Below are 24846 nucleotides of genomic sequence, written 5' to 3' on the forward strand. Positions count from 1 at the left end.
GCGACTGGGGACGCCGGGGCCGGATCTGGTCAGTTGTCATTGCCCGACCACCTCCGGGTAGCCCACAGATACAGCCCGGTGGCGACGGCAAGTACGAGGCCGAGGACCACACTCGCCGCGGCAGCAGCGCCATAGTCGTTGTAGCGGAACGCATAGTCGTAGATCTGCAGCGCGATCGTGGTCGTGGCACCGTTCGGCCCGCCTCCGGTGAGGACGTACGGCTCGGTGAAGACCTGCATGTTGCCGATCAGGTGCAACAACAGTGTGACCAGCAGGATGTACCGCATCTGCGGCAGCGTGATATGCACGATCTTGCGCACGAATCCGGCGCCGTCGAGCTCCGCGGCCTCATACAGGCCGGGCGCGATCCCGCGCAGAGCCGCACAGTAGATCAGCATCGCCGAGCCGAACGAGGCCCAGGTGTCGACGAGCACCAACGACGGGATGGCGGTCGCCGGGTCGTAGATCCAGCGGAGCCCTTCGCCACCGAACGCCCGAAGGATCGTGTTCGCCAGGCCGACGTCGGGATCGAAGAACCACTTCCAGAGCAGCAACGAGACCACCGGCGGCAGCACCACCGGGAGGTAGGCGATCGCCCGGAACACATGTCCGCCCCGCCGCACCTCGTTGATCACGCCGGCGAGGATCAGCGGGACCACGAACCCGACCACCAGGCTCAGCGCCGTGAACACGGCGGTGTTGCGCCAGGCCACGAGGAACAACGAGTCCCGGAGGAGCGCGGCGTAGTTCTCCACGCCGACCCAGACCGACTCGGTGGCGAAGTTGACGCTCTGGAACGAGAGGACGATGCCACGCCCGATCGGGAACCAGGAGAACACCCCGAACGCCACCAGTGCCGGCGCCAGGAACACGTAGCCGAGCCCGGTGCTACGAGTGAGGCTGAGGCGACGACGCCGCTCTGGGGGCGCCGCCTGACCGGCGCCGCCCGCAAAGGGGGCCCGGTCAGGCCGTGGCCGCCGCTCGTCCAACACCGCCATCAGCGGGACGCTGCCTGCTCGGCCTCGCCCGCGCCGTCGGCCAGCATTGCCTCGACGTCCACGTCCTGCTCGGTGACCGCCTGCTGGACCATCCGGTTGAGCACCGACTTGATCTGCGCGTTCGGCTCCGGGACCAGCCGCAGTTCGTCGATGCGTTCGATGTAGTCCGCGTAGTTCTCCAGTGGGGCGTTGACGAACGGCGCGATCGCCTCGTTGTAACGCTCGTAGAGGTCGCCGGTGAAGATCGGCAACTCGGGGATGCCCACCAGATTGGCGGGGTCGCCACGGAGTGCCTCGGCCTCGGCGGCGGCCACCTCGGGATCGAGGTACTTGCGCAGGTACTCGAACCAGATCCACTGGCTCGCCGCAGTGAGCTGTTCTGGTGACGCAGCCGGGTTGAACAGCGCCATGGAGCCACCTAGCTGGGTGGCGTCGCCGCCTGCCTGCGGCATCGCCGCCAGGCCGATCGTGGACGGGTCCACGCCGAACTTCAGCGTCAGGCTGCGCACCTGATCGGGCGCGTGGACCCACAGGCCGAGACGTTCCGTCGCGATCAACTGCTTGACGTCATCGATGCCGAGAATGGTCTGACCCGGCCAGGCGTCGTCCTGCCATCGGACATCGTGCAGGAAACTCATCGCGCGACGACCCGCCTCGCTGTCGAACGTGATCGTCGTGCTCCCGTCCTCCTCCACGACGAAGGTGTCATCGCCGAAGCTCGCGTTGATCGCGGCGTACATGCCGCCGCCCTCTGTGCCGTTCTTGGTGCCGACCGCGAAACCTGCCACTCCGTCACCGAGGGCGGTGATCGCCCTGGCGGCCTCGCGCACCTCGTCCCAGGTAGTCGGTGGCGCGTCGGGGTCCAGCCCCGCCGCCTCGAACAGGCTGCGGTTGTAGATCAGCCCGAGCGAGTGGGACCGCACCGGGATGCCGTACAGCTCACCGTCGACGCTGACCGGCTCCAACACTCGCTCGTTGAGCAGGTCCGAACCCTCCAGGTCGGCCAGGAAGTCAGTGATCGGAACCACCTGGCCGTGCCGGATCAGGGTCGGTGCCTCCGTGACCGGCACCTGGAAGACGGTCTCGAGCTGACCGCCGGCAAGCCGTGCCGGGAACGTGTCGGGTTGCCAGCCCGTTGCGCGCGGGTCGACGGTGATGTGCGGGTACAACTCTTCGAAGGCAGCGACATCCTCGAGGAACTGGGCGTTCGCCTCCGGAAAGGTCTGCTTGTCCGGCATACCCGAGACCGAGATCGTGACCGCGGCCGGGGTGGCACCGGTGCTCGTCCCGCTCCCGGTGCCGCTCGGGCTCGGCGAGCCGCCGGACTGGCTACAGGCGGCGAGTGCCGCGGCACCCGCGAGGCTGGCTGCGCCCACCAGCATTGTCCGTCTGGTCGGCGTTGCCTGAGTAAGGGTGTGCATGGTCATGGGTCCTCCACGATGAGAGTGAGCGGAATCGTCTGGTGGGCGCGGCGGGGGCCGCCCCGAACGGCGCGTTCCGAAGCCCGTGAACGTCCGTTGGTCCCGGTCCGGCACGGCCTGTGAGGGGCTATCACGAGCTTGCTAGCACCGGTACGGGACGGGTCAGCGTCGTGAGCGTCAGGGCGTCTTCGTGGCCGGTGGTGTTAATATGCCTAGGTCTCGGCGTAATGTCAAGAGCGCGGGACGGCCGGGCTGGACGGATGACTCGATGTGGCACCATTCGCTGCAACCACGGATCGGAGTAGGGGATGACCAAGGGCACCGGGGCCGGAGGGGCCGACCCTTCAATGCTCAGGCGACTGAACGCCGAGCTCACGCTTCGGACGATCCGCGAGCAAGGGGAGCCCACTCGCACCGAACTGCGCACACTCACCGGGCTCGCGCGGACAACGCTCGACGAGTCGATCAAAGAGCTCAACGCACGAGGCCTCATTGAGCAGGTCGAACCGCTCCCTTCCACCACGGCCGGCCGGCCGGCCTCGCGGTTCCGGTTCCGACAGGGCGCCGGCCACGTCGTGGGGATCGGCTTCGACGGCGCCCGACTGGTCACCGCGCTCGGGGACCTGCGCGGCACCGTGCTCGCCACCGACACCCAGGAGGTGGAGCTCGACGACGCCGCACCCGACCTGGTCACGCGGGTCCGCGACGCGGTGGAGGCTTGCCTCACCACGGCCGGGGTGCCCCGCAGTTCACTGCGGGCCACCAGCATCGGCGTGCCGGGGGTGGTATCCACCGACGGCCGGATCACGAGGAGTTGGGCCGTTCCCTCCTGGCACGACCTGGACCTGCGTACCGAGGCGGAGTCCGTCCTGCAGTGCCCGGTGTTCGTGGAGAATCACGCGCGACTGGCGGCCCTCGGCGAGCATTGGCAGGGCGTGGCACAGCCATGCCAGGACGTGGTCTTCCTCCTGACCGGCCTGCGACTCGGCGTCGGAGTCATCGTCGGCGGCAAGCTGCTACGTGGACGCAACGGAGCCGCCGGCGAGTTCGGCACCATTCGCGACCTGCACTGGGGCAAGCCCGAGGACTACCTGACCGAACTCGTCGAACTGGCCGGTGACAAGCGTCCCGGGCATGCTGCGGAGCAGGTCTTCGATGCGGCAGCGCATGGCGATCAGGCCGCATCCAAGTTCACCACGCGATTCGTCCGCGACCTGGCCCGAGGGGTGCGGGTCATCCAGCATGCACTCGATCCCGAGATGATCGTCCTCGGGGGGCACCTGGCGCGTTCGGGTGACTATCTTCTGAACAGGCTTCGCGAAGAGGTCAACGCCGACGTGCTGTTCCCGGCCACGATCGAGTTGACCCGGCTCGGCGACGACGCGATCACGGTCGGCGCTATCCGCCGGACCCTGGACTATATCGACACCCTGCTGCTCGACCAGCGCTGGACCTGAACGCGCCGTCGCCGAGTCTGCGGCACAGACCACAGGTGGGCCGATTCGCACCGGGTCGCTCGGGTCTGGAGCGAGTCGAGCAGCGTGGGCGGCAGGATCGCGCTTGCGCCAACCACCTCGATTCCGACTAGCCTGCCGTCGACGTCCCGGTCGAGGTTGACCATCCGGGCCAGCCGCGCGTCCCCGATGACGACCGTCCGAGCCACCGCCCCTTAAGCGATCTCTCCGGCCAAGTAGATGTGGGCGGCGTCCACCTCGAGGTCCAGGCTTGTCAACATCGGAACGTCGCGTTCGATCATTGCCCATGATCGGGCACGTGCCGACGTGACCGTCGGCTTTCGATTACAACCTCAGTCGTCGTCCGGCGAGAGCGTCACATAGCCCGTCGTCCACTGGTCTTCATCGAGTAGGTACGTATCTACCATGAAGCAATCCGGCTCGTCACGGAATCCCTCCCGCTGGCGAGCCCGGTCCATCGCGGCGAAGACCGCCAACTCCGTGCTGTAGACGCCGACGATCTTCGCGTCGTCGAGGTCGTCGTCGTACGCCACGGCGCCGTCGAGTACCTCATAGTCACGGTGCACAGCCTCACCTGGCTCGCCGCCGTGATGAATGTGCTGCAGCAGAAAGACCTCCATGGCGTCATGCTCGCAGGGCCGCCTCGGCGCGTCAGCCTGATTTTGCTCGGTCTCGAAGTCCCTGCACCTCAGCCCGTTCCAACCGCCAAGGGTTGACGATCGACACACCCACAACGGCGAGGCCGGCGGGCTGACTCACGGTCGGCTCGTCGCCCAGGCCCGCTCAGTCGCGGGGGCGCTCGTAACTGAGGAACATCCCCCCGCTCTCCAACACGGTGTGGCCGGCCATCGTCCACGTGCGCGGATCGAACGCCGCCTTCTGCGAGAACAGCGGGATCCCGGTGCCGATGGTCAGCGGCGCGACCTTGAGCGTCAGGGCGTCGATCTCGGCGTACAGCGATCCGGCCAGTTCGGCTCCACCCAGCAGCCAGATGTCCTTCCCGGGCTGCTGCTTCAGTTCACGCACCGTGGCCACCGGGTCGTCCGCGACCAGCTCGACGTCCGAGGCGGGAACCTCGGTCAGGGTCCGGGAGAACACCAGGTGCCGCAGGTGCGGGAAGGCGTCCGGGATCCCGGCCGCGAGCCCGATCTCGTAGCTGCGCCGCCCCTCGAGCACGGTGTCGAAGCGCGTACCTTCCGCCGTGACAGACAGTGCCTCCCGGGCCTGCACGGGCAACGCCTCCGGGTACTGCGCCACGAAGTGCTCCAGGTAGTCCGGGGCGATGGGCCAGAAGCCGTTCGGGCCGGTCGGGTCGGCGCCGTCCGGGCCCGCGATGAAGCCGTCGAGGGTGACGGCGATGAAGTAGTGGAGTCTGCGCATGTTGACCTTTCGGGGTCGACCACCCGGGGGACCCTCCCCAAGGTTCAGCCATCGATGGTATGCGCGTCTGTCATCCCAGACGACATGCGCCGCGCAGGACTGGGTTTGTGAACGCCCGCGCAGTGGGATGTGGACATGGACATCGAGGTCGTCGAGGTCGGTCCCGGGCCGGTCACCCCGGAGCAGGTGGTCGCCGTCGCGCGCCGTGGCGCCCGCGTGGAACTGCGCCCCGACGCGCTGGCCGCGATCGACGCCAGCCGCACCGTGATCGAGACCCTCGCCGACGACTCCCAGCCGCACTACGGCGTCTCCACCGGTTTCGGGGCCCTCGCCACCACGCCGATTCCGCCCGAGCGCCGCGCCCAGCTGCAGCGCGGCCTGATCCGCTCCCACGCCGCCGGCGCCGGGCCCGAGGTGGAGCGTGAGGTGGTCCGCGCACTGATGCTGCTGCGCCTGTCCACCCTCGCCACCGGCCGCACCGGGGTGCGCCGCGAGACCGCCCTCGCCTATGCCGCGATGCTCTCGGCAGGCCTGACTCCGGTGGTCCACGAGTACGGCTCGCTCGGCTGCTCCGGCGACCTCGCACCGCTCGCGCACGTGGCGCTCGCCCTCATCGGTGAGGGCTCCGTGACAATGCCCGACGGCGTGGCAGCGCCCGCGGGCGAGGCGCTCGCCCGGGCCGGGCTCGCCCCGGTCGAGCTCGCCGAGAAGGAGGGCCTGGCGCTGATCAACGGCACCGACGGCATGCTCGGCATGCTCGTGCTCGCCGCACATGACCTGACGCTGATCCTGCGGACCGCGGACGTCGCGGCAGCGATGAGCGTCGAGGCGCTGCTCGGCACCGACGCCGCGTTCGCCGCCGACCTGCAGGCGCTGCGCCCGCATCCCGGCCAGGCCGACTCGGCCGCGAACCTGCGCACCCTGCTCGCCGGCAGCCCGATCCTGGCCAGCCACCGCGACCCGGCCGCGTGCACCCGGGTGCAGGACGCGTACTCGCTGCGCTGTGCACCGCAGGTGCACGGCGCAGCCCGCGACACCCTTGCCCACGCGAACGCGACGGCCGAGCGCGAGCTGGCCTCCGCCGTCGACAATCCCGTGGTCACGCCCGATGGGCGGGTGGAGTCGAACGGCAACTTCCATGGCGCCCCGATCGGCTACGTCGCCGACTTCCTGGCGATCGCCGTCGCGGACGTGGCGTCGATGAGCGAGCGCCGCACCGACCGATTCCTGGACCGGGGCCGCAGCAACGGGTTGCCACCGTTCCTGGCCGACGACCCGGGCGTGGACTCCGGGCTGATGATCGCGCAGTACACCGCGGCCGGGATCGTCTCCGAGCTCAAACGCCTCGCGGTGCCGGCGAGCGTCGACTCCATCCCGAGCTCGGCGATGCAGGAGGACCACGTCTCGATGGGCTGGGCCGCCGCGCGCAAGCTGCGTCGCGCCGTCGACGGGCTGCGCTCGGTCGTCGCCATCGAACTGCTCACCGCGGCCCGCGGCCTGGACCTGCGCCGCCCGCTCGAACCGGGGCCGGCGACCGCGGCGGTGCGGGACGCGCTGCGCGCCGCGGGCGCACCGGGGCCAGGGCCGGACGAGCCGGTGGCGCCGCAGATCGCCGCGGTGACGGCGGCGGTGGCGGACGGATCGGTGCTGGCTGCGGCGGAGGCGGTCACGGGGCCGCTGCGGTAGGCAGTGCCGGCATCGTCCGCGCGGGCGGGGCTGGCGCTGGTGAGCGTGCTGAAGTGGCAACCACCACAGCACCATCGGTCAGGCCGAACTCACCGCGCGGACTTGTCCAACTGCGACACGCGCTGGTGGGTCACCCCGAGCACGGCGGCGACGTCGCGCGTCGTGAGTCGCACGCGCAATGTACTTACCGCCAAGCGCATCTGCGTCGAGGCACGCTCCTGGGCCGTCGTCGCCTCCGCGACCGCCTCTCGTGCACCACGCACGAGATCCTCGAGCCCTTGTCCCAGGACGGGCCGGACCTCGACGTCCACGGAGTCCGCAGGCACCTCGAGCATCGTCGCGACGGCGTCCGCGACCGTGTCCGGCACCTGCTCCAGCCGCTTCGCCTGCGTGAAGACTCCCGGAACCTCGGGCACCTGGATGGCCCACCACTCGCCAGTGCGGGTGGCGACCGCCGTTACCTTCACTTCAGGACTCCCATCTGCCGCAGGATCGCCGTGGCCGTCAATTCGTTGATCTCGCGGTGTCTAGGAACGACGGTGCGAGCCTCTCCGATTACGACCTTGGTGTGACTTGACCCCTCGGTGAGGACCATCTCGCACCCGAGTGCCTTCGCATGCCGTCTGAGCTGCTTCATCAGGTGGGCACGCTTCATGAGCGTAAGCCTAGGAGGGTTGCCAGATCAAGGGTAGGCCCCTTGCCTAGGCTGTGGATAGTCCGGCTTCACTGCCCGAGGAGTGAGAGCAGTCGGCCCAGAAGGTCGGCGGGAGTCGTCGTGGACCCACCCTTGGCGAGGTGCCCGCCGAGTTCAAGCTCGACGGCGCCGTGGGCGGTCGCGCGCAGCAGTTCGGCGAGTGCGACGGGATCGCCCGTGGGCAGCTCACCGCTGCGCTGTCCGGCCGTGACCGCGGCCAGCAGCGCGGCGGTGGCCGCGTCCGCGGCCCGGCCGAGTTCGGCATCGTCGACCGTCCACCGTCCGAAGACCAGCCGGAATCGACCCGGATTCCGCAGCGCCCGGGCGAGGTAGGAGTCAAGGGCCGCCGCGATGCCACCTTCGCCGGGCGCGACGAGCGCCGCGTAGGCGTCGAGCTCGCGGGCCGCCACGGTTGCGAGCAATGCCTCCTTGTCCGTGAAGTGTTTGTACGGGGCGTTGTGCGAGACGCCGGCGCGACGCCCGACCTCCCGCAGCGTCACCGCCGCGGGGCCTCCTTCGTCGAGCAGCGCCGTCGCGGCGTCGACGATCGCCTCGCGCGTAGAGCCAGCCATCCACCCATGCTAGCCGTCGGTTGACGACGTCAACCTGGCCGTCATACCGTGGTTGACACTGTCAACCAGAAGGAGAAGGACATGCCTCACGACCTGACCCCACCCCGCTCCAGTCCCCGCGCTCGCCGTGTTCTCCTACGCCTGGGGATCGGGTCCGTCCTGGCCGCCCTCACTCTCGGCATCGTGGCCTGGCGGCTGGCCGCGCCCCCCGGTGAGCCGCCGGACTACTCCGGAGCGCGCCCAGCACTGGCCGACGACGGCTACGTCAGTGTCACGCACTCCATACACATCGACGCGGCACCGGAACACGTGTGGGCCTCGGGCAACGACCCGAACCTGTCCCTGGAGGACATCGTGCAGTTCGACAACGGGTTCCCCGCGGTCGAAACGACCCAGCCCCTGGTCGGCGACTGGATTCCCGGCGACCGCGCCGGCGACCGTCGCTGGGTGCGGTTCGAGGACGCGCACTACCTCGCCGAGGAGGTGCTGGTCGACGATCATGACGTCTTCCGCTATCAGATCTGGGGCTTCACGAGCATGCAACGCTTCGCGGTTCGGCACGGCGTCGCGGAGTTCCGCTACCAGGTGGAGGGCGACGGCACCCGGCTGAGCTGGACCTACTCCTTGCTCCCCACCACACCGATCCTGTCCGGCGCCCTCCGGGCGTTCCTCGACTCGACGATGACACCCATGATGCAGGCCACGCTCGCCGGGCTCCGCGACCGCGCGGAGGCGTGACGGAGGCGACGACCGGACGCGACCCGCCGCGCACCGACCTTCGCCGTCTCGGATCCCAGACCCATCCCGACGTCGGAGCATTGGGCCGGTCCGCTTCCTTGGGGTCAGATGTACCTGACGCGTCGGCGCAGGCGTCGGCGCACCCAGGCGGCGAGGAGGCACCATGGACGGAGCACGCGAGGTCCGCGCCCCGCGCGGCACCACCCTGACCGCGCGCAGCTGGCAGACCGAGGCGCCGCTGCGGATGCTGATGAACAACCTCGACCCGGACGTCGCCGAGCGCCCGGAGGACCTCGTCGTCTACGGCGGCACCGGCCGCGCCGCGCGGGACTGGGCCAGCTTCGACGCGATCGTCCGCGCGCTGACCACGCTCGCCGACGACGAGACCCTCCTGGTCCAGTCCGGCCGCCCGGTGGGAGTGCTGCGCACGCACGAGTGGGCGCCGCGGGTGCTGATCGCGAACTCCAACCTGGTCCCGGACTGGGCGAACTGGCCGGAGTTCCGCCGCCTCGAGCACCTCGGCCTGACCATGTACGGGCAGATGACCGCCGGCTCGTGGATCTATATCGGCACCCAGGGCATCCTGCAGGGCACGTACGAGACGTTCGCCGCCGTAGCGGCGAAGCTCGCCTCCCGGGGCGACTTCGCCGAGGCCGACGACGGCGGGGCGAGCCTCGCGGGGACGCTCACCCTGACCGCTGGGTGCGGTGGGATGGGCGGCGCCCAGCCGCTGGCCGTGACCCTGAACGGCGGGGTCTGCCTCATCGTCGACGTGGACCCGGCCCGGCTTCGTCGCCGACTCGACCACCGCTACCTGGACGAGATCGCGCAGGACCTGACCGACGCCGTCGGGCGTTGCGAAGCGGCGAAGGCCGAGCGACGGGCGTTGAGCGTGGGGGTCGTCGGGAACGCGGCGACCGTGTTTCCGGAGCTACTACGGCTGGGCGTGGCGATCGACATCGTCACCGACCAGACCTCCGCGCACGACCCGCTGTCCTACCTGCCCGAGGGGGTCTCGCTGCCGGAGTGGCACGACTACGCCGAGGCCGAGCCGGAGGAGTTCACCGCGCGGGCACGGGCGTCGATGGCCAAGCACGTCGGCGCGATGGTGGCCTTCGCCGACGCCGGCGCCGAGGTGTTCGACTACGGCAACTCCATCCGGGACGAGGCCCGCGAGGGCGGCTGCGAACGGGCCTTCGACTTCCCCGGGTTCGTGCCCGCCTATATCCGCCCGCTGTTCTGCGAGGGCAAGGGCCCGTTCCGGTGGGCGGCGCTGTCCGGGGACCCGGCCGACATCGCGGCGACCGACCGTGCCGTGCTCGAGCTGTTCCCCGACGACGCCAAGTTGCACCGCTGGATCCGTGCCGCTCAGGAGCGGGTCGAGTTCCAGGGGCTGCCGGCCCGGATCTGCTGGCTCGGCTACGGCGAACGGCACCTGGCCGGGCTGCGGTTCAACGAGCTGGTCGCCTCCGGTGAGGTGTCCGCGCCGATCGTGATCGGCCGCGACCACCTGGACGCGGGCTCGGTGGCCTCCCCCTACCGGGAGACCGAGGCGATGGCCGACGGTTCCGACGCCGTCGCCGACTGGCCGCTACTGAACGCGCTCGTGAACACCGCCTCGGGCGCGACCTGGGTGTCGATCCATCACGGCGGCGGGGTCGGCATCGGACGCTCGATCCACGCGGGGCAGGTGTGCGTCGCGGACGGCACCGAGCTCGCCGCGCAGAAGTTGTCCCGGGTGCTGTCCAACGACCCGGCGATGGGCGTCATCCGGCACGTGGACGCCGGCTACCCGCGCGCCGAGGCGGTCGCCGCCGAGCGGGGCGTGCGCGTGCCGATGCGGGAGGGCTGATGGGCTCGATCCTGGTCACCGGCATCGCCGAACTGGTCACGAACGACCCGGCGCTCGGGGTGGGCCGGCTCGGGATCGTGCGCGATGCCGCGATCGTTGTCGAGGTGGGCGCTGCCAGCGCTTCCGCGGAAGGGCCGGGCACTCGTGATGGCATGCCCGACGGCGGCCCCGCCTCGGTCGGTCGGGTCGCCTGGGTGGGGCTCATCGCCGCTGCGCCGCCGGCCGACCGGGTGATCGACGTCGGCGGGCGCGCGGTGGTCCCCTCCTTCGTCGACTCCCACACGCACCTGGCGTTCGCCGGGGACCGGGCGCCCGAGTTCGCCGCCCGGATGGCCGGCGAGTCCTACGACGGCGGTGGGATCGCCTCGACCGTGGCCGCCACTCGGGGCGCTTCCGCGGAAGCGCTCCGCGCGCGGCTGGCCGCGCTCGTGGCCGAGGCCCACGCCCAGGGCACCGGCACCATCGAGGTCAAGAGCGGGTACGGGCTGACCGTCGCCGACGAGGTCCGGCTGCTACGACTGTCCCGGGAGGTCACCGGCGAGACCACGTTCCTCGGCGCGCACGTGGTGCCGCCGGAGTACGCGGGCCGCGCGGACGACTACGTCGACCTGGTCACCGGAGCGATGCTGATCGAGTGCGCCCCGCACGCCCGCTGGATCGACGTGTTCTGCGAGCCGGGCTCACCGCACGCGTTCGACGGCGACCAGGCCCGAGCGGTGCTGGTCGCCGGCCGCCGGGCCGGGCTCGGCCTGCGCCTGCACGCGGGCCAACTCGGCCCAGGACCCGGGGTGCGGCTCGGAGTCGAACTGGGTGCGGCCGCCGTCGACCATTGCACGCACCTGACCGTCGCGGACATAGACGCCCTGACCGGCTCAACCACCGTGGCGACCCTGCTGCCCGGAGTCGAGTTCTCGACCCGGTCGCCCTACCCGGACGCCCGCGCCCTGCTGGACGCCGGCGTGCGGGTCGCGCTGGCCACCGACTGCAACCCGGGCACCTCGTTCACCAGCTCGATGCCGCTGTGCATCGCCCTCGCCGTGCGGGAGATGCACATGACTCCCGCCGAGGCGTTGTGGGCGGCCACCGCCGGTGGAGCCCTCGCCCTGCGGCGCGACGACGTCGGGTACCTCGGCGTGGGCGCCCACGCGGACCTGACCGTGTTGGAGGCCCCGTCGCACGAGCATCTCGCCTACCGGCCCGGGGTTCCGCTGGCGCGGTCCATGGCGCTCCCACCGGTGGCCGACGGCGCACGTCGGCGGCCGCGGTAGTAGGCGACCAGGGCGGCGATCGTCGGCATGACGGACTACTTCGCCGACTACGACACCACGGTGGAGTTCACCTCCGACGAGGAACTGCGCCTCGACCACGGTGCCATGCCGCACGGCGGGTTCGTGATCCGCAGCGGCAACACCAGCGACGCGCAGGCCCAGGTGATCGAGTACCGGCTCGCTCTGGAGAGCAACCCGGAGTTCACCGCGAGCGTGCTCGTGGCCTACGCGCGGGCCGTGCATCGCCTGAACTCGCAGGGCCGGACCGGTGCCGTCACGGTGCTGGACGTGCCCCCTGGCCTGCTCTCGCCCAAGACACCCGCCCAGTTACGGGCCGAACTGCTCTGATGCCCTGGCCGCGTGCACTCGACGACCCTTGCGCGCGCCCGGTGGCTCCCCTGTCGTGAGATGTGGATGGGTGTGTGCGCAACCCGCACCCCAGGTCAGTGGAGTGGGCCCCTCGGTTCCCCTGTCGTGAGATGTGGGTGGGTAGGCGCAGAACCCACGTTTCGCGCCAGGGAAACTGGAGCCCCCTCGGTTCCCCTGTCGCGAAGTGTGGGTGGGTAGACGCAGAACCCGCATCTCGCGCCAGGGGAACTGGAAGGCCCCTCGGCTCCCCTGTCGCGAACTGTGGATGGGTAGGCGCAGAACCCGAATCTCGCGCCAGGGGAACTGGAAGGCCCTCGGCTCCCCTGTCGCGAGGCGCGGGAAGGGGCGCGCGCTTCCGCGGAAGCGCTGGTCGACCCGGTCCCGGGCTGACGGTGCGGCGTGCCACCATGGAACTCGGTTCGGTGGTGACGCACGGGAGGCTCACGATGTCTGACACGGTGGCACAGGTGCTGGCGGAGCTGGCCGCGCTCGAGGACACGAGGGTCCGCGAGGTGAACGAGCGCCACGGCGACGATCACGGCGTCAACCTCACCAAGCTGCGGGCCGTGGCGAAGCCGCTGAAGACGAACCAGGACCTCGCCGTCGAGCTCTGGGACACCGGGGACACGGCCGCCCGGCTGGTGGCCCTGCTGATCTGCCGGCCGAAGGCGTTCGGCTACGACGAGCTGGACACCATGCTGCGTGAGTCCCCGCAGCCCAAGGTGCACTACTGGCTGGTCAACTACGTGGTGAAGAAGAACCCGAACGCCGAGGACCTGCGGGTCGCCTGGTTCGCCGACGCCGACCCAGCGGTCGCCAGCGCCGGTTGGGAGCTGACCACCGAGCGGGTGAACAAGCGACCGGACGGCCTCGACCTGCCCGGGCTGCTCGACCTCATCGAGGTGCAGATGAAGGACGCCCCGGACCCGCTGCAGTGGGCCATGAACGAGACGCTCGCGCAGATCGGGATCCGCCACCCGGCGCTGCGAGCCCGGGCCCTGGACATCGGCGAGCGGCTCGAGGTCCTCAAGGACTATCCGACCCCGCCGAACTGCACCTCACCGTTCGCGCCGACCTGGATCACCGAGATCGTGCGCCGGCAAGAGGCGGGTTAGCCCGTCCGCCCGGCCTCACGTCAGGTGCCGGGCGAAGAACCGGGCCGCGTCCTCCCCCGCGAATGGCGGGACGCCGGTGTGCCCGCCCATGTTGGCCTGCAGCGTCTTCTCCTGGGAGCCGAAGGCGTCGAACAGGTCCAGTGCCAGCTGCCGGTCGTTGCCCTCGTCGTCCCACTGCAGGAGGACGTGCAGCGGGATCGTGACCTGACGGGCCTCGTCGAACGTGGCGCGGGGCACGTAGCTCCCGGCGAAGAGGCCGGCGGCCACGATGCGTGGTTCGACGAGCGCCAACCGGACGCCGACCGCGATCACCCCGCCCGAGTACCCGACCGGACCGCCGATGTCAGGCAGGGCGAGGACGGCGTCCAGGGCGGTCTGCCATTCCGGGACCGCCTTCGCGACGAGCGGGAGGACCAGCCGGTCGACGATCTCGTCGTCGACGGGCTCGCCAGCCAGCACCGCCCGGCGCAGATCGGCGCGAGCCTGCTCGGCGTCGCCCGATCGGGGCCGGTCACCGCTGCCCGGGGATTCGATGGTGGCCGTGGCGAAGCCGTTCGCCGCGGCGTGCCGGGCCCGCCCCACCAGCCGGGGGTACATCGCCCGTAGCCCGCCGGGGTGGCCCAGCAGGATCACCGGCGCCGGCGCTGATGCGGTCGCCGATGCGGGCGTCCACAGGATGCCGGGGATGCCAGGGCCACGGTCGAGGGTGAATGCGCGTTCGAGGACGCCGTCGTCGAGGCGCTGTTCGGAAGTGAAGTGCATGGTCGTGCCTTTCGGGAGTGCTCGGGTAGCGGCGCTCCCGGACGACCTATCGCCCGACCGTGACCCCGAACAGGAGCACCCACGTCGTTGCGTTCACGGGTACCACCTCCTCGTTCTCTCGCACGGCTTCGGCGACAAGGTAGCAGTGGTCGTCGGGGCTGCGCCGCCTATTTTGCCGAGCGCTCCGGCGTCAGCGCGGCCCCGACGTCGGCGGCGTGCAGTCCTGCGCCCGGTTCACTCTGCAGTTCCTCGAGCAGCGCGGCGGCGGCGCTGATCGCGATGACGGCCGGCTCCTTGCCGTGCAGGCCCGGCAACCCGATCGGGCAGGTGATCGTCCCGATCGCGGCGTCGGTGTGGCCTGCCTCGCGCAGCCGCTTGCGGAACCGCTGCCACTTCGCGGACGAACCGATCAGGCCGATCGAGCCGAGGTCGCCGCGGCGCAGCGCGGCATCGCAGAGCACCATGTCCTCGGCGTGGTCGTGGGACATGATCAGCACGTGCGCCCCGGCCGGCAGTGCGCTCATCAGCGTCTCCGGGATCGGGGCGTGGGTGAGGTGGACGTCGGCGGGGCCGTCGTCCAGCCCGAGGGCGGTCGCTGCGGTGATCTGCGCCGACCGGCTGTCCGCGAGGTGCACCACGAGTGGGAGCCGGGACAGGATCCGGCCGAGTTCCAGCCCGACGTGCCCGATGCCGAACACGGCCACCACGGCCCGGGCCGGCAGCGGCTCGAGGAGCACGTCCACCACCCCGCCGCAGCACTGCTGACCGTGCTTGTTGGTCACGTGCTCATTGAGGGCCGCGGCCAAGGTCAACGGTGCGACGGTGCCGGCCGCGATCAGGACCCGGGCCTGCTCGATGGCGGTCTCCTCCAGGTTCCCACCGCCGATGCTGCCCCAGCTGCCGTCGGTGGCGACCACCATCTTCGCGCCCGCCTCACGCGGGGCGTGGCCACGCACGGACGTGACGGTCACCAGGACCGCTGGTCGACCCTCGCTCCGTAGCCGTTGGACGGCGCCCAGCCAGTCCATCACTCACTCCGCGACGCCGCGAGGCGCCGAGTGTTCGGCGAGCTCGCGCTCGAGGGTCCCGTTCCCGGCCGTGCCGTTGCCGCTCCCGACGGGAGCCACGCTACGGGCCGATGCTCCGCCGTCGCCCGCTTCCTGCCCGGCCCGGCGGGCGGCGTCGACCGCCCAGTAGACCGCCTCCGGGGTGGACGGGCAGCCCAGCTCGACCATGTGCCCGGCCGGCCCGAACGCGCCGACCGCGGCGCGCAGCGCCTCCCGGACGCTGAACGCGAGCATCAGCGGCGGCTCGCCGACCGCCTTGGAGCCGTACACGGCGCCGTCCTCGGTGGCGCGCTCGAACAGGTGCACGTTCAGCACCTCGGGCATCTCCGAGAACGACGGCAGCTTGTAGGTGCTCGCGGCCTGGGTGGCCAGCCGGCCCCGGCTGGGCTTGTCGGAGGTGTCCCAGCGCAACTCCTCCAGGGTGAGCCACCCGGCGCCCTGCACGAAGCCGCCCTCGATCTGGCCGATGTCCACCAGTGGGGAGAGGCTGTCCCCGACGTCGTGGACGATGTCCGTGCGCAGGAACCGGTAGGCGCCGGTGAACCCGTCGACCTCCACCTCGGAGATGGCCGCGCCGTAGGCGAAGTACTTGAACGGCTCGCCCTGCATCCGGCTCGCGTCCCAGTGCAGGCCCTCGGTGCGGTAGTACCCGGCGGCGAAGAGCTGGATGCGCTGGAAGTAGGCGGCCCGGACCAGGTCCGCCCACGCGATCGTGTCCTGGGTGCCCAGGCCCGTGACCACGCCGCCGGAGATCCGCACGTCGCTCGGGTGCAGGTTCAGCGTGCGGGCCGCCACCTGCTCGAGCCGCTCCCGGATCTGCTCGCAGGCGTTCTTCACGGCGCCCCCGTTGAGGTCCGCGCCGGAGCTGGCGGCGGTGGCGGAGGTGTTCGGGACCTTGTCCGTGCGGGTCGGCGCCAGCCGGACGTGGCTCAGCGGGACGCCGAGGGCTGTCGCGGCGACCTGGCGCATCTTGGTGTGCAGGCCCTGCCCCATCTCGGTGCCGCCGTGGTTGATCAGGACCGACCCGTCCTTGTACACGTGCACCAGCGCGCCGGCCTGGTTGAACGCGGTGAGGTTGAACGAGATGCCGAACTTCACCGGGGTCATCGCCAGGCCACGCTTGACGTGCTCGTGTTCGGCGTTGAACGCCTCGATAGCCCGACGGCGTCGCTGCAGTTCGCCGCGCTCGCTCAGTTCGTCGGTGATCTGGGTGAGGCGCTCCGCGTGGCGGACCGGCATGCCGTAGGGGGTGGCCTGGCCGGGCTGGTAGAGGTTGCGGCGACGCAGTTCGGTGGGATCGATGCCCAGCGCGGGCGCGACCCGGCCGAGGATGTCCTCGAGGACGAGCATGCCCTGCGGGCCACCGAAGCCGCGGAACGCCGTCTGCGACGTCTTGTTGGTCTTCGCGATGCGCCCGTGCGCCTCGATGTCCGGCACGTAGTAGGCGTTGTCGATGTGGCACAGGGCCCGGGCCAGCACCGGTTCGGACAGGTCGAGGCTCCAGCCGCCGTCGGCGGTGAGGGTGGCGCGCAGGCCCTGGATCATGCCGTCGTCGTCGAAGCCGACCTCCCAGACGGCGTGGAACGGGTGCCGCTTGCCGGTCATCGTCAGATCCTGGGTGCGGTTCAGGCGCAGCCGGACCGGGCGGCCCGTGAGCACGGCGCCGAGCGACGCGATCGCGGCGAGGCCGTGCGGCTGCATCTCCTTTCCGCCGAAGCCGCCGCCCATCCGCAGGCACTGCACGGTCACCTCGTGGTTGTGCAGGCCGAGGACGTGGGCGATGATCTCCTGCGTCTCGGAAGGGTGCTGGGTGCTGGACTGCGCGAACACCTGGCCGCCCTCGTCCACGTGTGCGAGCGCGGCGTGGGTCTCCAGGTAGAAGTGCTCCTGGCCGCCGAACTCGAACTCGCCGGAGAACCTGTGCGTCGCGCGGGCAAGGCCCGCTCCGGCGTCGCCGCGACTGACCGTCGGCTGGGCGCCCTGGAAGCTCTCGGCCTCGATCGCCTCGGTGAGGGTGAGGACAGAGGGCAGCGGCTCGTAGTCGACCTCGACGGCCTCGGCACCCAACCGCGCGGCCTCGAGACTCTCCCCGAGGACCCAGCAGACGGCGTGCCCGTAGTAGCGGACCTCGTCCGGGAACAGCGGCTCGTCGTGCTTCACGCCGGCGTCGTTGACGCCGGGCACGTCCGCGGCGGTCAGCACCCGCACCACCCCGGGCACGCCGAGCGCGGGGGTGGTGCGCAGCCCGGTGACGAGGGCGTGCGCGTGCGGGGCCTGCACCGGCCAGGCGTGCAGGGTCCCGGCCATCCGTGAGACGAGGTCGTCCGTGTAGAGGGCGGCGCCGGTGACGTGCAGCTCGGCACTCTCGTGCGAGACCGTGAGGCCGACGACGGGGTTCGCCGGGCGTCGCGACAGGGCGGTCATCGGGTCACCTCCAGGGCGGGAGCGTCGTGATTCTCCTCGTAGAACTTCAGCAGCGTCTGCTCCAGCATCGCAGCACGGTAGCGGGCGCTGGCGCGGTGGTCGTCGAGCGGGGTGCCCTCCGCGGCCATGACGGCGGCCGCCTCGCGGGCGACGTCCGCGGTCCAGGGGCGTCCGGTAAGCGCGTCCTCGGTGGCGCGGGCCCGGATCGGGGTGGCGGCCACGCCACCCAGGCCGATGCGCACCCGGGCCACGGATCCGCCGTCGAGCGTGGCGGCGACCGCGACGGCGACGGACGAGATGTCGTCGAAGCGCCGCTTGGCGATCTTGTAGAACGCGGACCGCGGCGCCAGCGGCAGCGGGATCCGCACGGCTCGGATGATCTCCCCCGGGTCGCGCACGCTCTCGCGGTAGCCGGTGAAGTACTCGGCGAGGGCCACCTCACGCTCACCGGCCGCGGAGGCCAGCAGCACGGTCGCGTCCAGCGCGAGCAGCACCGGCGGGGCATCGCCGATCGGGGACCCGGTGCCGAGGTTGCCGCCGAGGGTCGCACCGTTGCGGATCAGCCGGGACGCGAACTGCGGGAACAGGTCCGCGAGCAGCGGGACGCTCCCGGCCAGCCGGGTCTCGATCTCGGTGAGGGTCAGAGCGGCGCCGAGCTCGATGTGGTCGGGGCCGACGTGCAGCCCGCGCAGTTCCTCGAGGCGGTCGATCGCGAGCGTCAGCGGCGGGCGCAGGTGGCGGATGTTTCGCTCTACGCCGGCGTCGGTGGCGCCGGCGACGAGGACCGCGTCCGGGGCGGCGGCGAGACGGTCGAAGAGTTCGGCGAGGCTGGCCGGGCGCACGAACTCGCCGGCGTCGGTGACCACCCGGGTGGGCCGGGCCGCGGGAGCCGGCTCGTCGCGACGGCGCGCGAGCGTGTCGGTCGCCTCGGGCCGGCCGAGCGCGTAGGCGGCATCCTTGATCGGACGGTAGCCGGTGCAGCGGCACAGGTTGCCGCTCATCGCGTGCAGGTCGAAGCCGTTCGGGCCGTGCTCGTGGTCGGCTGCGTGCTCCGGCCCGACGGCGGCCGGTCCGGTCTGATCGGGTCCGTCGCCCTGGGCGGGGGTGCGGTCGGGACGGTAGTACTCCGCGGCCATCGAGCAGACGAATCCAGGGGTGCAGTACCCGCACTGGGACCCGCCGCGCTCGGCCATCTCCTTCTGCACGGGGTGCAGGTCCGCGATCGCGCACGCGCCGGGGGCACGGCCGAGACCCTCGGAGGTGACGACCTCCTGGCCGTCGAACGCCAGGGCCGGCGGCAGGCATGAGTTCACCGAGACCCATCGGGTCGTGCCGTCCGGCTCCGGCCGGGCCACGATCACGGCGCACGCGCCGCACTCCCCCTCGGCGCAGCCCTCCTTGGCGCCGGTGAAGCCCTCACCGCGCAGCCAGTCGAGCAGACTCGTGTGCGGCCCTGCCGCAGCTCCGGCCCGCACCTCACCGTTGACGGTCACCTGAATGGGATCCATCTCCCACGCTCCTCGTTGAGCCTGCCACCCGCCGGACGGGAGGATCAGCCGATTATGCGCATGGTTGGGGCAATAGCCGAGACGCCGGTTATCCATGCCAACGACGTGCTGGGCCGCTGCCATCATAACCACCGGGTGGTCGGTACGCGTGGGGCCGAGGATGGGAACACCGCTCTCGGGCAGCCGCGCGTGGTGGCGCTGTCCTACTACGCGCTCGGACCGAACGCGCAGCAGCAGGCCCGCGACGACCTCGGCCACTAAATCTCCCTTGACACCCGGGTCCGCCAGGTGTGTGATCACGATCCAGGCGGGGATTCCACCGGCGTCGACGGAGACGCCACGTGCGTCCGGGGGTAGCAGGCGTCCCCGCGAGAGGAAAGGGCGCAGTCATGCAGAACCCGTTCGATGGATCGATCTCCCAGAAGTTCAAGAGGAGCGGCAGCCAGCTCGTCCACGCAGGGGTGGACGTCAGGCCAAGGAGCGGCGGCACACTCGGCAACCCGGTCTTCGCCGCGTTCGCCGGCACGGTGGAGAAGTCCGTGTCGATGCAGGTTCCCGGGGACACGTCTTCGGGTCGGGCGCCGCTGCGGACCGGAAACGGTGCCGTCATCCGCAATCCCGACGGCGAGGCGCAACTCTACGATCACGTACTGCCGAGCGTGCGCAAGGGCGACCGGGTCAAGGAGGGCGAGCTGGTCGGGTTCTCGGACGCGACCGGGATCCAGACCGGCCCGCACCTGCACTTCGAGACCTGGGACCGGGCCAGCCGACCGCAGGATCCCGAGGCGGCGTTCCGCAAGCACGGCGTCACCCCGGGCAACGGGGTACCCGCGGCGGCATCCGGGCCGTTCCTACCACTGCGGGTGGACGGTAGCTTCGCGCACCGCACTGCGACCGAGCTCCAGCGGGCGCTCGCCCGGGCCGACTTCTACGACGGAGCCATCGAAGCCGACCAGCGCAAGCACGCCGTGCTCGGCCCGAAGTTCATCGGCGGGTACCAGCGGTTCCTCGTCGCGAACAACACTGCACCCGACAGGAACGAGAAGTTCTTCGGAGTGCGGTCTGTCAAGGCCGAGCAGACGTGGCTCACGCGGCTGGGCCTCTACCGGGGCACGATCGACGGCGATCGTGGTCGCGTCACCATCGAGGCACTCCAGCAGGCGCTCAACAACGGACGGGTCCGGGTGGCTTGAGTCCACCCCGCCCGCCGAGGCGCTGCCGCAGCTGAGCGGCTGATCACCAGCCCGGCCCGGGCTGGTGCGACGTCAGCGGCGGGACCACCCCGAGGTCCGCGCCGGACGTCGGCACCGGGGCGTCCCGCAACTGCTCACCGATGCACTCGATGCTCTGCCGCAGCGCGGCGACCTCCAGGCGCAGCAGGGTGAGTTCGGTGTCCGCATCCGGGATCCCGGCTCCCGCGAGCGGCGCCCGGCCGGAGTCGTGGTCCATCCGGTCGGCGAGGATCGCGGCGCCGAGGTCCTCGGTGCTGGCCTCCGGGTGCACGCCGAGGTCCCGGGCGAGCGCAGCCCGGCACTCGGCCAGCTGACGGAGGGCACCGGTGCGGTCACCGACCCGGCTGAACAGTCGCATCAGCCGGCGGTGGCTGCGCTCGTGCGCGGGCTCGATCTCCAGGAGCCGCTGGGTCCAGGCGATGGCTCCGTCGAGGTCGCCGCGACGCTCCCGCTCCCGGCTGATCCGGTCGAGCAGGGTCAGGCACCGGTCCTCGAGCCGGGCCCGTGGGATCAGGCACCAGTCGTCGTAGCAGCCTGCGTGCAGCGGGCCGCGGTAGAGATCAGCCGCGGTGCATAGACGGATCAGGCGGTCATCGGTGAGGACCCGGCCGCCGGTGTCCTGCGCCTCCCGGACGGCCCCGACGAACACCGGCAGGTCCACCGACACCGGCCGCTCCGGGTTGATCATCAGCCCGTCGCCGTCGCAGATCACCAGCCGGTCCTGCGCCATCGGCTCCTCGGTGGCGTGGTGGATCTGCCACAGCGTCTGGCGCATCGCCTTGCGGGAGGTCTCCGCGTCCGTGTCCGGCCAGAGCGACTCCGCTGCGGACTCGCGCAGCAGCGCGTGCCCGGGCGCGAGGAACAGCATCGTGAGCAGGTCCTGCGCCTTGTGCAGCATCGGGCTCGGCAGCGGCCGGTCGCCGCGCAGCGCGCGGAACGGGCCGAGCAGCCGGACCGTCAGCGCAGTCATCGCCGACGTCCTCCCGCTCGTTGCCCGGCGCGCGCCGGGGCCGGCGCAGCCGAACCGCCTGCGCCGGGATCCTCGCTCGTTCGTAACGACCCACCGTCGGACTGCCCCTGCTGATTCCTCAGCCCGGCGGGCAGGCCGCGGTTCCTCGCGGACATTGGCCTCTCCCCGCCGTGTTCCTTGCCCCCATTGTCCGCCCGCTACCCCGGGCGGTGTGGGGTGATTGGAGGACCAAGTCGGGTGAAAGTCCAGGGCGAGGACGGTGAGAGACAGCGCCGAGACGCACCGGAGACACCCGCGAGACCGGCGCCGACCACGATGCCCGCACGGAACAGATCGAGCGGGGAGTCTGGCGTGGCATGTCCGGACACGAGCAGATGGGCGGGGCGCAGACGAGTCTCGTCGCGCGGTCGTTCCTGGTCCGCGCGCTGCTCGAGGAAACTCCCGGGGCGGGCCCGCGTTGGCACGGGATCGTCACCGACGTGCAGACCGGCACCCGCACCGGCTGGCACCACTCCGGTGAGATCGCGCGTGCCGTGGACCTGGCGCTCACGAACGACGTCGGGCCCGGCGTCGATGGCCTGCCCGCCGTGGGGTCCGACGTGAGCGCCCCGACCCTCACCGACGTGGTCACCGCGATGCTGGGCGCCCTCGGGGCCAGGCTGCCGGCGCCCCTGCCCGGCGTGCCCGACGGCAACGTGACCATGGAGCAGGTGACCGCGAAGCCGGTCGGCCTCGGCGACCACATCGGCACCGAGGGTGCGCCCGCGCTCGGCACCCGGACGCTGCGCGGCGGCCGGCTGGACGCGCGGGTGCGGTTCCAGCTGTGGGCCGCTTCCTCCCCCGAGGTGGACGCCGCCGTCCTCGGCCTGCAGTCCACGCTCCTCGACGACCAGGACGCGCTGCGCGCCGAGGGGTTCCTGAGGTTCGCCGCCACAGCGACCACGATCGCCGAGCACATCCCGGTCCTGCCCGCCTGGCGCAAGGCCTCCAGCTACGACGTCCTCTACGAGTACCGCTACACCGCCGACGACGACGCGGACTCCCTGATCGCGCGGATCCCGGTCACGACCGGCCACGGCGACGAGGCCGCGCCGACCAGCGAGGCTCAGACGGTCGTCGACGAGCTGCGGCGCTGGGACGACGAGGCCGCCCCGGCGCTCACCGTCACCGGCCCGACGGCGGTCGGCACCGTCGCTGCGATCGCGTACGTGCCGGGGGCCGCCCTCGGCGGCACGGTCACGTTCGTGCGCAGCTCGGGCGCACCCCCGACGGCGTTCGCCGACCTCGATGGCTTCCTCACCGCCGTCGGGGGTGCGGTCCCGACGCACCGCGACGCGACGGTGACGCTCACGCCCGCGGCCGCGCTCGCGGCCCTCGGGCCCGCCGTCCCCGGTCCGGACCTGGGCGACTGGGACACCGACGGCACCGTCGACGCCTACTCCGGCGCGGCCCGCCGGCTCACCACACCGATCCTGCTCGCCGCCGGCGAGCGCTTCGAGATCACCTACACCCCGCCCGGTGCGAGCCCGGGACTGGACCAGACCGCCGTCGTCTATCTGCGGCTGTCCCGCTGAGAACACGAACGAAGGACCCCAAACGCGCTCCGGTGGGAGCGAGGGAGCGAAAAGGAGCGGAAGTCATGACCGAACTAGTCCTACCCGGCGTCTTCATCGAAGTGCGCCCCGAGGGCCTCATCGTCCCGGGGGCGATCACCGTCGGGAACCTCGGCGTGGTCGGTACCGCAGCGAAAGGGCCGGTGGGCTCGCCCCGCCTGCTCGGCAGCTTCAGCGACGCCCTCGCCACGTTCGGCGCCTACGACCCGTGGCACGGCGGCGCCAACGACGAGCTCACCCTGACCCGCGCCCTCGAGCAGGCCTACCGGTTCGGTGCCACCAGCGTGTGGGCCGTGCGGGTGGCCGATCCGGGCGCCGTCGCCACGGCCGGCGTCGAACTGGCGTCGGCGAGCGGGCCGTGCGTGCGCGTCGACGCCCGCTGGCCGGGCACCTGGGCGAACGGGCTCACGCTGACGGTCTCAACGGCCGACGCGAACGCCCTGGTCCGCGAGGAGACGGTGGCCGGTCCTCCGTTCGTGCTGGCCCACGCCGAGGTGCTGCACAGCGCGGTGAACCGCATCGTGGTGCGGCCGGGCGGCGGCGGCTCGGACACGGTGGTCCCGATCGTCTACGACGCCGCCCCGAGCCCCACCCAGGTGGGCGTGACGACGGCGGACGGCACCCTCACGTTCGGCACCGATCCTGCGGCCGGTGACACCGTGCTGGCCACCTACATGGTCGACAAGGCGTCCGCCGTGAAGGTCACGGTCACGCTCGGGGTGAGCGCGAAGGAGGAGTACAACGTGGTCTCCGGCGACGACCTGGTCGCCGACCTGGCCGACTCCGCGCTCGTCACGGCCACGTCGCTGGCGAACCCCACGGAGGTGCCGAGCACCCTCGCAGCGACTCCGATGGGCGGCGGCGCGAACGGCGCCGGCGATCCCACCGGCGCACTGCATGCCGGCGGCCTCGACGCCCTGCTCGGGGTCGACGCGCACATCGTCGTCGGCGCCGGGCAGACCGACACGACGTTCGGCGACGACCTCGCCCTGCACTGCGCGCTCGCCTCGAACGACGACAACAAGCGCGAACGCATCGGCATCGTCGGCACCGCGCTCGAGGATGACCGGGCCGCGTTCGTGCAGAACGCGTCCGGGCACGCGCTGAACAGCGACCGGGTGGTCCTCGTCGGACCCGGCTTCGTCGCGGACGACCGGTCGGTCAGCCCACCGGTGAAGGTGACGCTGCCCGGCGCGTACACGGCGGCGGCCGTCGCCGGGCTGCTGTCCGCGCAGGCGCCGCACATCTCGCTGACGAACAAGGTCCTCGGCGTCGAGGCGCTCGAGCACGACCTGTCCAGCGCCGAGCTGAAGCAGCTGGTGCTGAGCCGCGTACTCGCCGTCGAGAAGCGGCAGGGCCTGCGCCTGGTGCGGGGCATCACCACGTCCACGAACACGGCGTGGCAGCAGATCACCACCCGCCGGATCGTGGACTACGCGAAGTTCGGCGTCCGCAGCGCCGCCACGCCCTACATCGGCCTGCTGAACAACGAGCGGGTCCGCGGCGCGCTGCGGGCCACCATCAACAACTTCCTGAACTCGATGGTGCTGGACGAGCTCCTCGCCTCCGAGAACGGCTACCGGCTGGACGTGCACGCCACCCGTGACGACGAGATCCGGGGCATCGCCCGGGTCGACATCTTCCTGCGGCCGACGTTCAGCATCGACTTCATCAAGGTCACGATGTTCCTCGAGTAAGGACC

23 protein-coding genes are annotated in these 24846 nt (G+C 71.3%); 11 read left to right on the forward strand and 12 right to left on the reverse strand.

Annotated features, from left to right (window positions below):
• Positions 1–29: 29 nt before the first annotated feature.
• The gene (locus HALOF300_RS06205; RefSeq protein WP_156740077.1) at positions 30–998 is read right to left on the reverse strand and encodes a carbohydrate ABC transporter permease; all 969 of its coding nucleotides are present in this window, start codon (positions 996–998) and stop codon (positions 30–32) included.
• Complete coding sequence (locus HALOF300_RS06210; RefSeq protein WP_197522352.1) at positions 998–2374, reverse strand: ABC transporter substrate-binding protein; 1377 nt, start codon at positions 2372–2374, stop codon at positions 998–1000. The genes HALOF300_RS06205 and HALOF300_RS06210 overlap by 1 nt, the downstream gene beginning before the upstream one ends.
• Positions 2375–2727: 353 nt before the next feature.
• On the opposite strand from HALOF300_RS06210, the gene HALOF300_RS06215 reads away from it, so the two are divergent.
• Positions 2728–3876 (forward strand): ROK family protein, encoded by a 1149-nt coding sequence (locus HALOF300_RS06215; protein ID WP_156740079.1) that lies wholly within the window; start codon positions 2728–2730, stop codon positions 3874–3876.
• A 350-nt stretch (positions 3877–4226) separates the two neighbouring features.
• On the opposite strand, the gene HALOF300_RS06225 is transcribed toward HALOF300_RS06215, so the two are convergent.
• On the reverse strand, positions 4227–4514 hold the full coding sequence (locus tag HALOF300_RS06225; protein WP_156740081.1) for a hypothetical protein: 288 nt from the start codon (positions 4512–4514) through the stop codon (positions 4227–4229).
• 163 nt (positions 4515–4677) lie between these two features.
• Positions 4678–5274 carry a dihydrofolate reductase family protein gene (locus HALOF300_RS06230; protein WP_156740082.1) on the reverse strand — a complete coding sequence of 199 codons (597 nt, stop codon included), beginning with the start codon at positions 5272–5274 and terminating at the stop codon, positions 4678–4680.
• A 135-nt stretch (positions 5275–5409) separates the two neighbouring features.
• Between HALOF300_RS06230 and hutH the strand changes: the two genes are divergently transcribed.
• Complete coding sequence (gene hutH, locus HALOF300_RS06235) at positions 5410–6960, forward strand: histidine ammonia-lyase (protein ID WP_156740083.1); 1551 nt, start codon at positions 5410–5412, stop codon at positions 6958–6960.
• A gap of 89 nt (positions 6961–7049) precedes the next feature.
• Here the strand turns inward: hutH and HALOF300_RS06240 are convergent, their stop codons facing one another.
• The 3 genes from HALOF300_RS06240 to HALOF300_RS06250 form a co-directional block, all read right to left on the reverse strand.
• On the reverse strand, positions 7050–7427 hold the full coding sequence (locus HALOF300_RS06240; RefSeq protein ID WP_156740084.1) for a type II toxin-antitoxin system HicB family antitoxin: 378 nt from the start codon (positions 7425–7427) through the stop codon (positions 7050–7052).
• On the reverse strand, positions 7424–7615 hold the full coding sequence (locus HALOF300_RS27695) for a type II toxin-antitoxin system HicA family toxin (RefSeq protein ID WP_156740085.1): 192 nt from the start codon (positions 7613–7615) through the stop codon (positions 7424–7426). The genes HALOF300_RS06240 and HALOF300_RS27695 overlap by 4 nt, the downstream gene beginning before the upstream one ends.
• Before the next feature lie 68 nt (positions 7616–7683).
• Positions 7684–8226: a TetR/AcrR family transcriptional regulator gene (locus HALOF300_RS06250; RefSeq protein ID WP_156740086.1), complete on the reverse strand. Its 543-nt coding sequence runs from the start codon at positions 8224–8226 to the stop codon at positions 7684–7686.
• Between the two features lie 81 nt (positions 8227–8307).
• Between HALOF300_RS06250 and HALOF300_RS06255 the strand changes: the two genes are divergently transcribed.
• The 5 genes from HALOF300_RS06255 (at position 8308) to HALOF300_RS06275 (ending at position 13568) form a co-directional block, all read left to right on the forward strand.
• The gene (locus HALOF300_RS06255) at positions 8308–8964 is read left to right on the forward strand and encodes an SRPBCC family protein (RefSeq protein ID WP_156740087.1); all 657 of its coding nucleotides are present in this window, start codon (positions 8308–8310) and stop codon (positions 8962–8964) included.
• A gap of 163 nt (positions 8965–9127) precedes the next feature.
• Positions 9128–10816, forward strand: a complete 1689-nt coding sequence (hutU, locus tag HALOF300_RS06260; RefSeq protein ID WP_156740088.1) for a urocanate hydratase — start codon at positions 9128–9130, stop codon at positions 10814–10816.
• Positions 10816–12084 carry an imidazolonepropionase gene (gene hutI / locus HALOF300_RS06265; RefSeq protein ID WP_156740089.1) on the forward strand — a complete coding sequence of 423 codons (1269 nt, stop codon included), beginning with the start codon at positions 10816–10818 and terminating at the stop codon, positions 12082–12084. The genes hutU and hutI overlap by 1 nt, the downstream gene beginning before the upstream one ends.
• 18 nt (positions 12085–12102) lie before the next feature.
• Positions 12103–12432: a hypothetical protein gene (locus tag HALOF300_RS06270; RefSeq protein ID WP_269455267.1), complete on the forward strand. Its 330-nt coding sequence runs from the start codon at positions 12103–12105 to the stop codon at positions 12430–12432.
• Positions 12433–12899: 467 nt separating this feature from the next.
• Positions 12900–13568, forward strand: a complete 669-nt coding sequence (locus HALOF300_RS06275; RefSeq protein ID WP_156740091.1) for a DNA alkylation repair protein — start codon at positions 12900–12902, stop codon at positions 13566–13568.
• Positions 13569–13583: 15 nt separating this feature from the next.
• On the opposite strand, the gene HALOF300_RS06280 is transcribed toward HALOF300_RS06275, so the two are convergent.
• From HALOF300_RS06280 to HALOF300_RS06295, 4 genes are all read right to left on the reverse strand, one after another.
• Positions 13584–14330 carry an alpha/beta hydrolase gene (locus HALOF300_RS06280; RefSeq protein WP_156740092.1) on the reverse strand — a complete coding sequence of 249 codons (747 nt, stop codon included), beginning with the start codon at positions 14328–14330 and terminating at the stop codon, positions 13584–13586.
• 167 nt (positions 14331–14497) lie between these two features.
• A complete protein-coding gene (gene xdhC, locus HALOF300_RS06285; RefSeq protein WP_156740093.1) occupies positions 14498–15358 on the reverse strand; it encodes a xanthine dehydrogenase accessory protein XdhC in 861 nt (286 codons plus the stop codon).
• Between the two features lie 3 nt (positions 15359–15361).
• Positions 15362–17821, reverse strand: coding sequence for a xanthine dehydrogenase molybdopterin binding subunit (xdhB, locus tag HALOF300_RS06290; protein WP_156740094.1), 2460 nt, complete (start codon positions 17819–17821; stop codon positions 15362–15364).
• Positions 17818–19329: a xanthine dehydrogenase small subunit gene (locus HALOF300_RS06295; protein ID WP_156740095.1), complete on the reverse strand. Its 1512-nt coding sequence runs from the start codon at positions 19327–19329 to the stop codon at positions 17818–17820. Before HALOF300_RS06295 ends, xdhB begins: the two co-directional genes overlap by 4 nt.
• A gap of 135 nt (positions 19330–19464) precedes the next feature.
• Between HALOF300_RS06295 and HALOF300_RS27505 the strand changes: the two genes are divergently transcribed.
• Complete coding sequence (locus HALOF300_RS27505; protein ID WP_269455264.1) at positions 19465–19590, forward strand: hypothetical protein; 126 nt, start codon at positions 19465–19467, stop codon at positions 19588–19590.
• A 128-nt stretch (positions 19591–19718) separates the two neighbouring features.
• Positions 19719–20522 (forward strand): M23 family metallopeptidase, encoded by an 804-nt coding sequence (locus HALOF300_RS06300; RefSeq protein ID WP_156740096.1) that lies wholly within the window; start codon positions 19719–19721, stop codon positions 20520–20522.
• 43 nt (positions 20523–20565) lie between these two features.
• On the opposite strand, the gene HALOF300_RS06305 is transcribed toward HALOF300_RS06300, so the two are convergent.
• Positions 20566–21531 (reverse strand): AfsR/SARP family transcriptional regulator, encoded by a 966-nt coding sequence (locus HALOF300_RS06305; protein WP_156740097.1) that lies wholly within the window; start codon positions 21529–21531, stop codon positions 20566–20568.
• 356 nt (positions 21532–21887) lie between these two features.
• On the opposite strand from HALOF300_RS06305, the gene HALOF300_RS06310 reads away from it, so the two are divergent.
• On the forward strand, positions 21888–23105 hold the full coding sequence (locus tag HALOF300_RS06310) for a hypothetical protein (RefSeq protein WP_197522353.1): 1218 nt from the start codon (positions 21888–21890) through the stop codon (positions 23103–23105).
• A 65-nt stretch (positions 23106–23170) separates the two neighbouring features.
• Positions 23171–24841 carry a phage tail sheath C-terminal domain-containing protein gene (locus tag HALOF300_RS06315; RefSeq protein WP_156740098.1) on the forward strand — a complete coding sequence of 557 codons (1671 nt, stop codon included), beginning with the start codon at positions 23171–23173 and terminating at the stop codon, positions 24839–24841.
• The last annotated feature ends 5 nt before the right edge of the window (positions 24842–24846 follow it).

This window comes from Occultella aeris (assembly GCF_902703175.1).
Classification (GTDB): Bacteria; Actinomycetota; Actinomycetes; order Actinomycetales; family Beutenbergiaceae; genus Occultella; species Occultella aeris.

What these genes read in the sequence shown, in the direction of transcription:
- HALOF300_RS06275 (WP_156740091.1), top strand. Translation starts at nt 12,900, where the DNA reads ATGTCTGACACGGTGGCACAGGTGCTGGCGGAGCTGGCCGCGCTCGAG.
- hutH (WP_156740083.1), top strand. Translation starts at nt 5,410, where the DNA reads ATGGACATCGAGGTCGTCGAGGTCGGTCCCGGGCCGGTCACCCCGGAG.
- HALOF300_RS06280 (WP_156740092.1), bottom strand. Translation starts at nt 14,330, where the DNA reads ATGCACTTCACTTCCGAACAGCGCCTCGACGACGGCGTCCTCGAACGC.
- HALOF300_RS06205 (WP_156740077.1), bottom strand. Translation starts at nt 998, where the DNA reads ATGGCGGTGTTGGACGAGCGGCGGCCACGGCCTGACCGGGCCCCCTTT.
- HALOF300_RS06250 (WP_156740086.1), bottom strand. Translation starts at nt 8,226, where the DNA reads ATGGCTGGCTCTACGCGCGAGGCGATCGTCGACGCCGCGACGGCGCTG.
- HALOF300_RS06225 (WP_156740081.1), bottom strand. Translation starts at nt 4,514, where the DNA reads ATGGAGGTCTTTCTGCTGCAGCACATTCATCACGGCGGCGAGCCAGGT.
- HALOF300_RS06305 (WP_156740097.1), bottom strand. Translation starts at nt 21,531, where the DNA reads ATGACTGCGCTGACGGTCCGGCTGCTCGGCCCGTTCCGCGCGCTGCGC.
- HALOF300_RS06295 (WP_156740095.1), bottom strand. Translation starts at nt 19,329, where the DNA reads ATGGATCCCATTCAGGTGACCGTCAACGGTGAGGTGCGGGCCGGAGCT.
- HALOF300_RS06215 (WP_156740079.1), top strand. Translation starts at nt 2,728, where the DNA reads ATGACCAAGGGCACCGGGGCCGGAGGGGCCGACCCTTCAATGCTCAGG.
- xdhC (WP_156740093.1), bottom strand. Translation starts at nt 15,358, where the DNA reads ATGGACTGGCTGGGCGCCGTCCAACGGCTACGGAGCGAGGGTCGACCA.
- xdhB (WP_156740094.1), bottom strand. Translation starts at nt 17,821, where the DNA reads ATGACCGCCCTGTCGCGACGCCCGGCGAACCCCGTCGTCGGCCTCACG.
- HALOF300_RS06310 (WP_197522353.1), top strand. Translation starts at nt 21,888, where the DNA reads ATGTCCGGACACGAGCAGATGGGCGGGGCGCAGACGAGTCTCGTCGCG.
- hutU (WP_156740088.1), top strand. Translation starts at nt 9,128, where the DNA reads ATGGACGGAGCACGCGAGGTCCGCGCCCCGCGCGGCACCACCCTGACC.
- HALOF300_RS06255 (WP_156740087.1), top strand. Translation starts at nt 8,308, where the DNA reads ATGCCTCACGACCTGACCCCACCCCGCTCCAGTCCCCGCGCTCGCCGT.
- HALOF300_RS06230 (WP_156740082.1), bottom strand. Translation starts at nt 5,274, where the DNA reads ATGCGCAGACTCCACTACTTCATCGCCGTCACCCTCGACGGCTTCATC.
- HALOF300_RS06300 (WP_156740096.1), top strand. Translation starts at nt 19,719, where the DNA reads ATGCAGAACCCGTTCGATGGATCGATCTCCCAGAAGTTCAAGAGGAGC.
- HALOF300_RS06315 (WP_156740098.1), top strand. Translation starts at nt 23,171, where the DNA reads ATGACCGAACTAGTCCTACCCGGCGTCTTCATCGAAGTGCGCCCCGAG.
- hutI (WP_156740089.1), top strand. Translation starts at nt 10,816, where the DNA reads ATGGGCTCGATCCTGGTCACCGGCATCGCCGAACTGGTCACGAACGAC.
- HALOF300_RS27695 (WP_156740085.1), bottom strand. Translation starts at nt 7,615, where the DNA reads ATGAAGCGTGCCCACCTGATGAAGCAGCTCAGACGGCATGCGAAGGCA.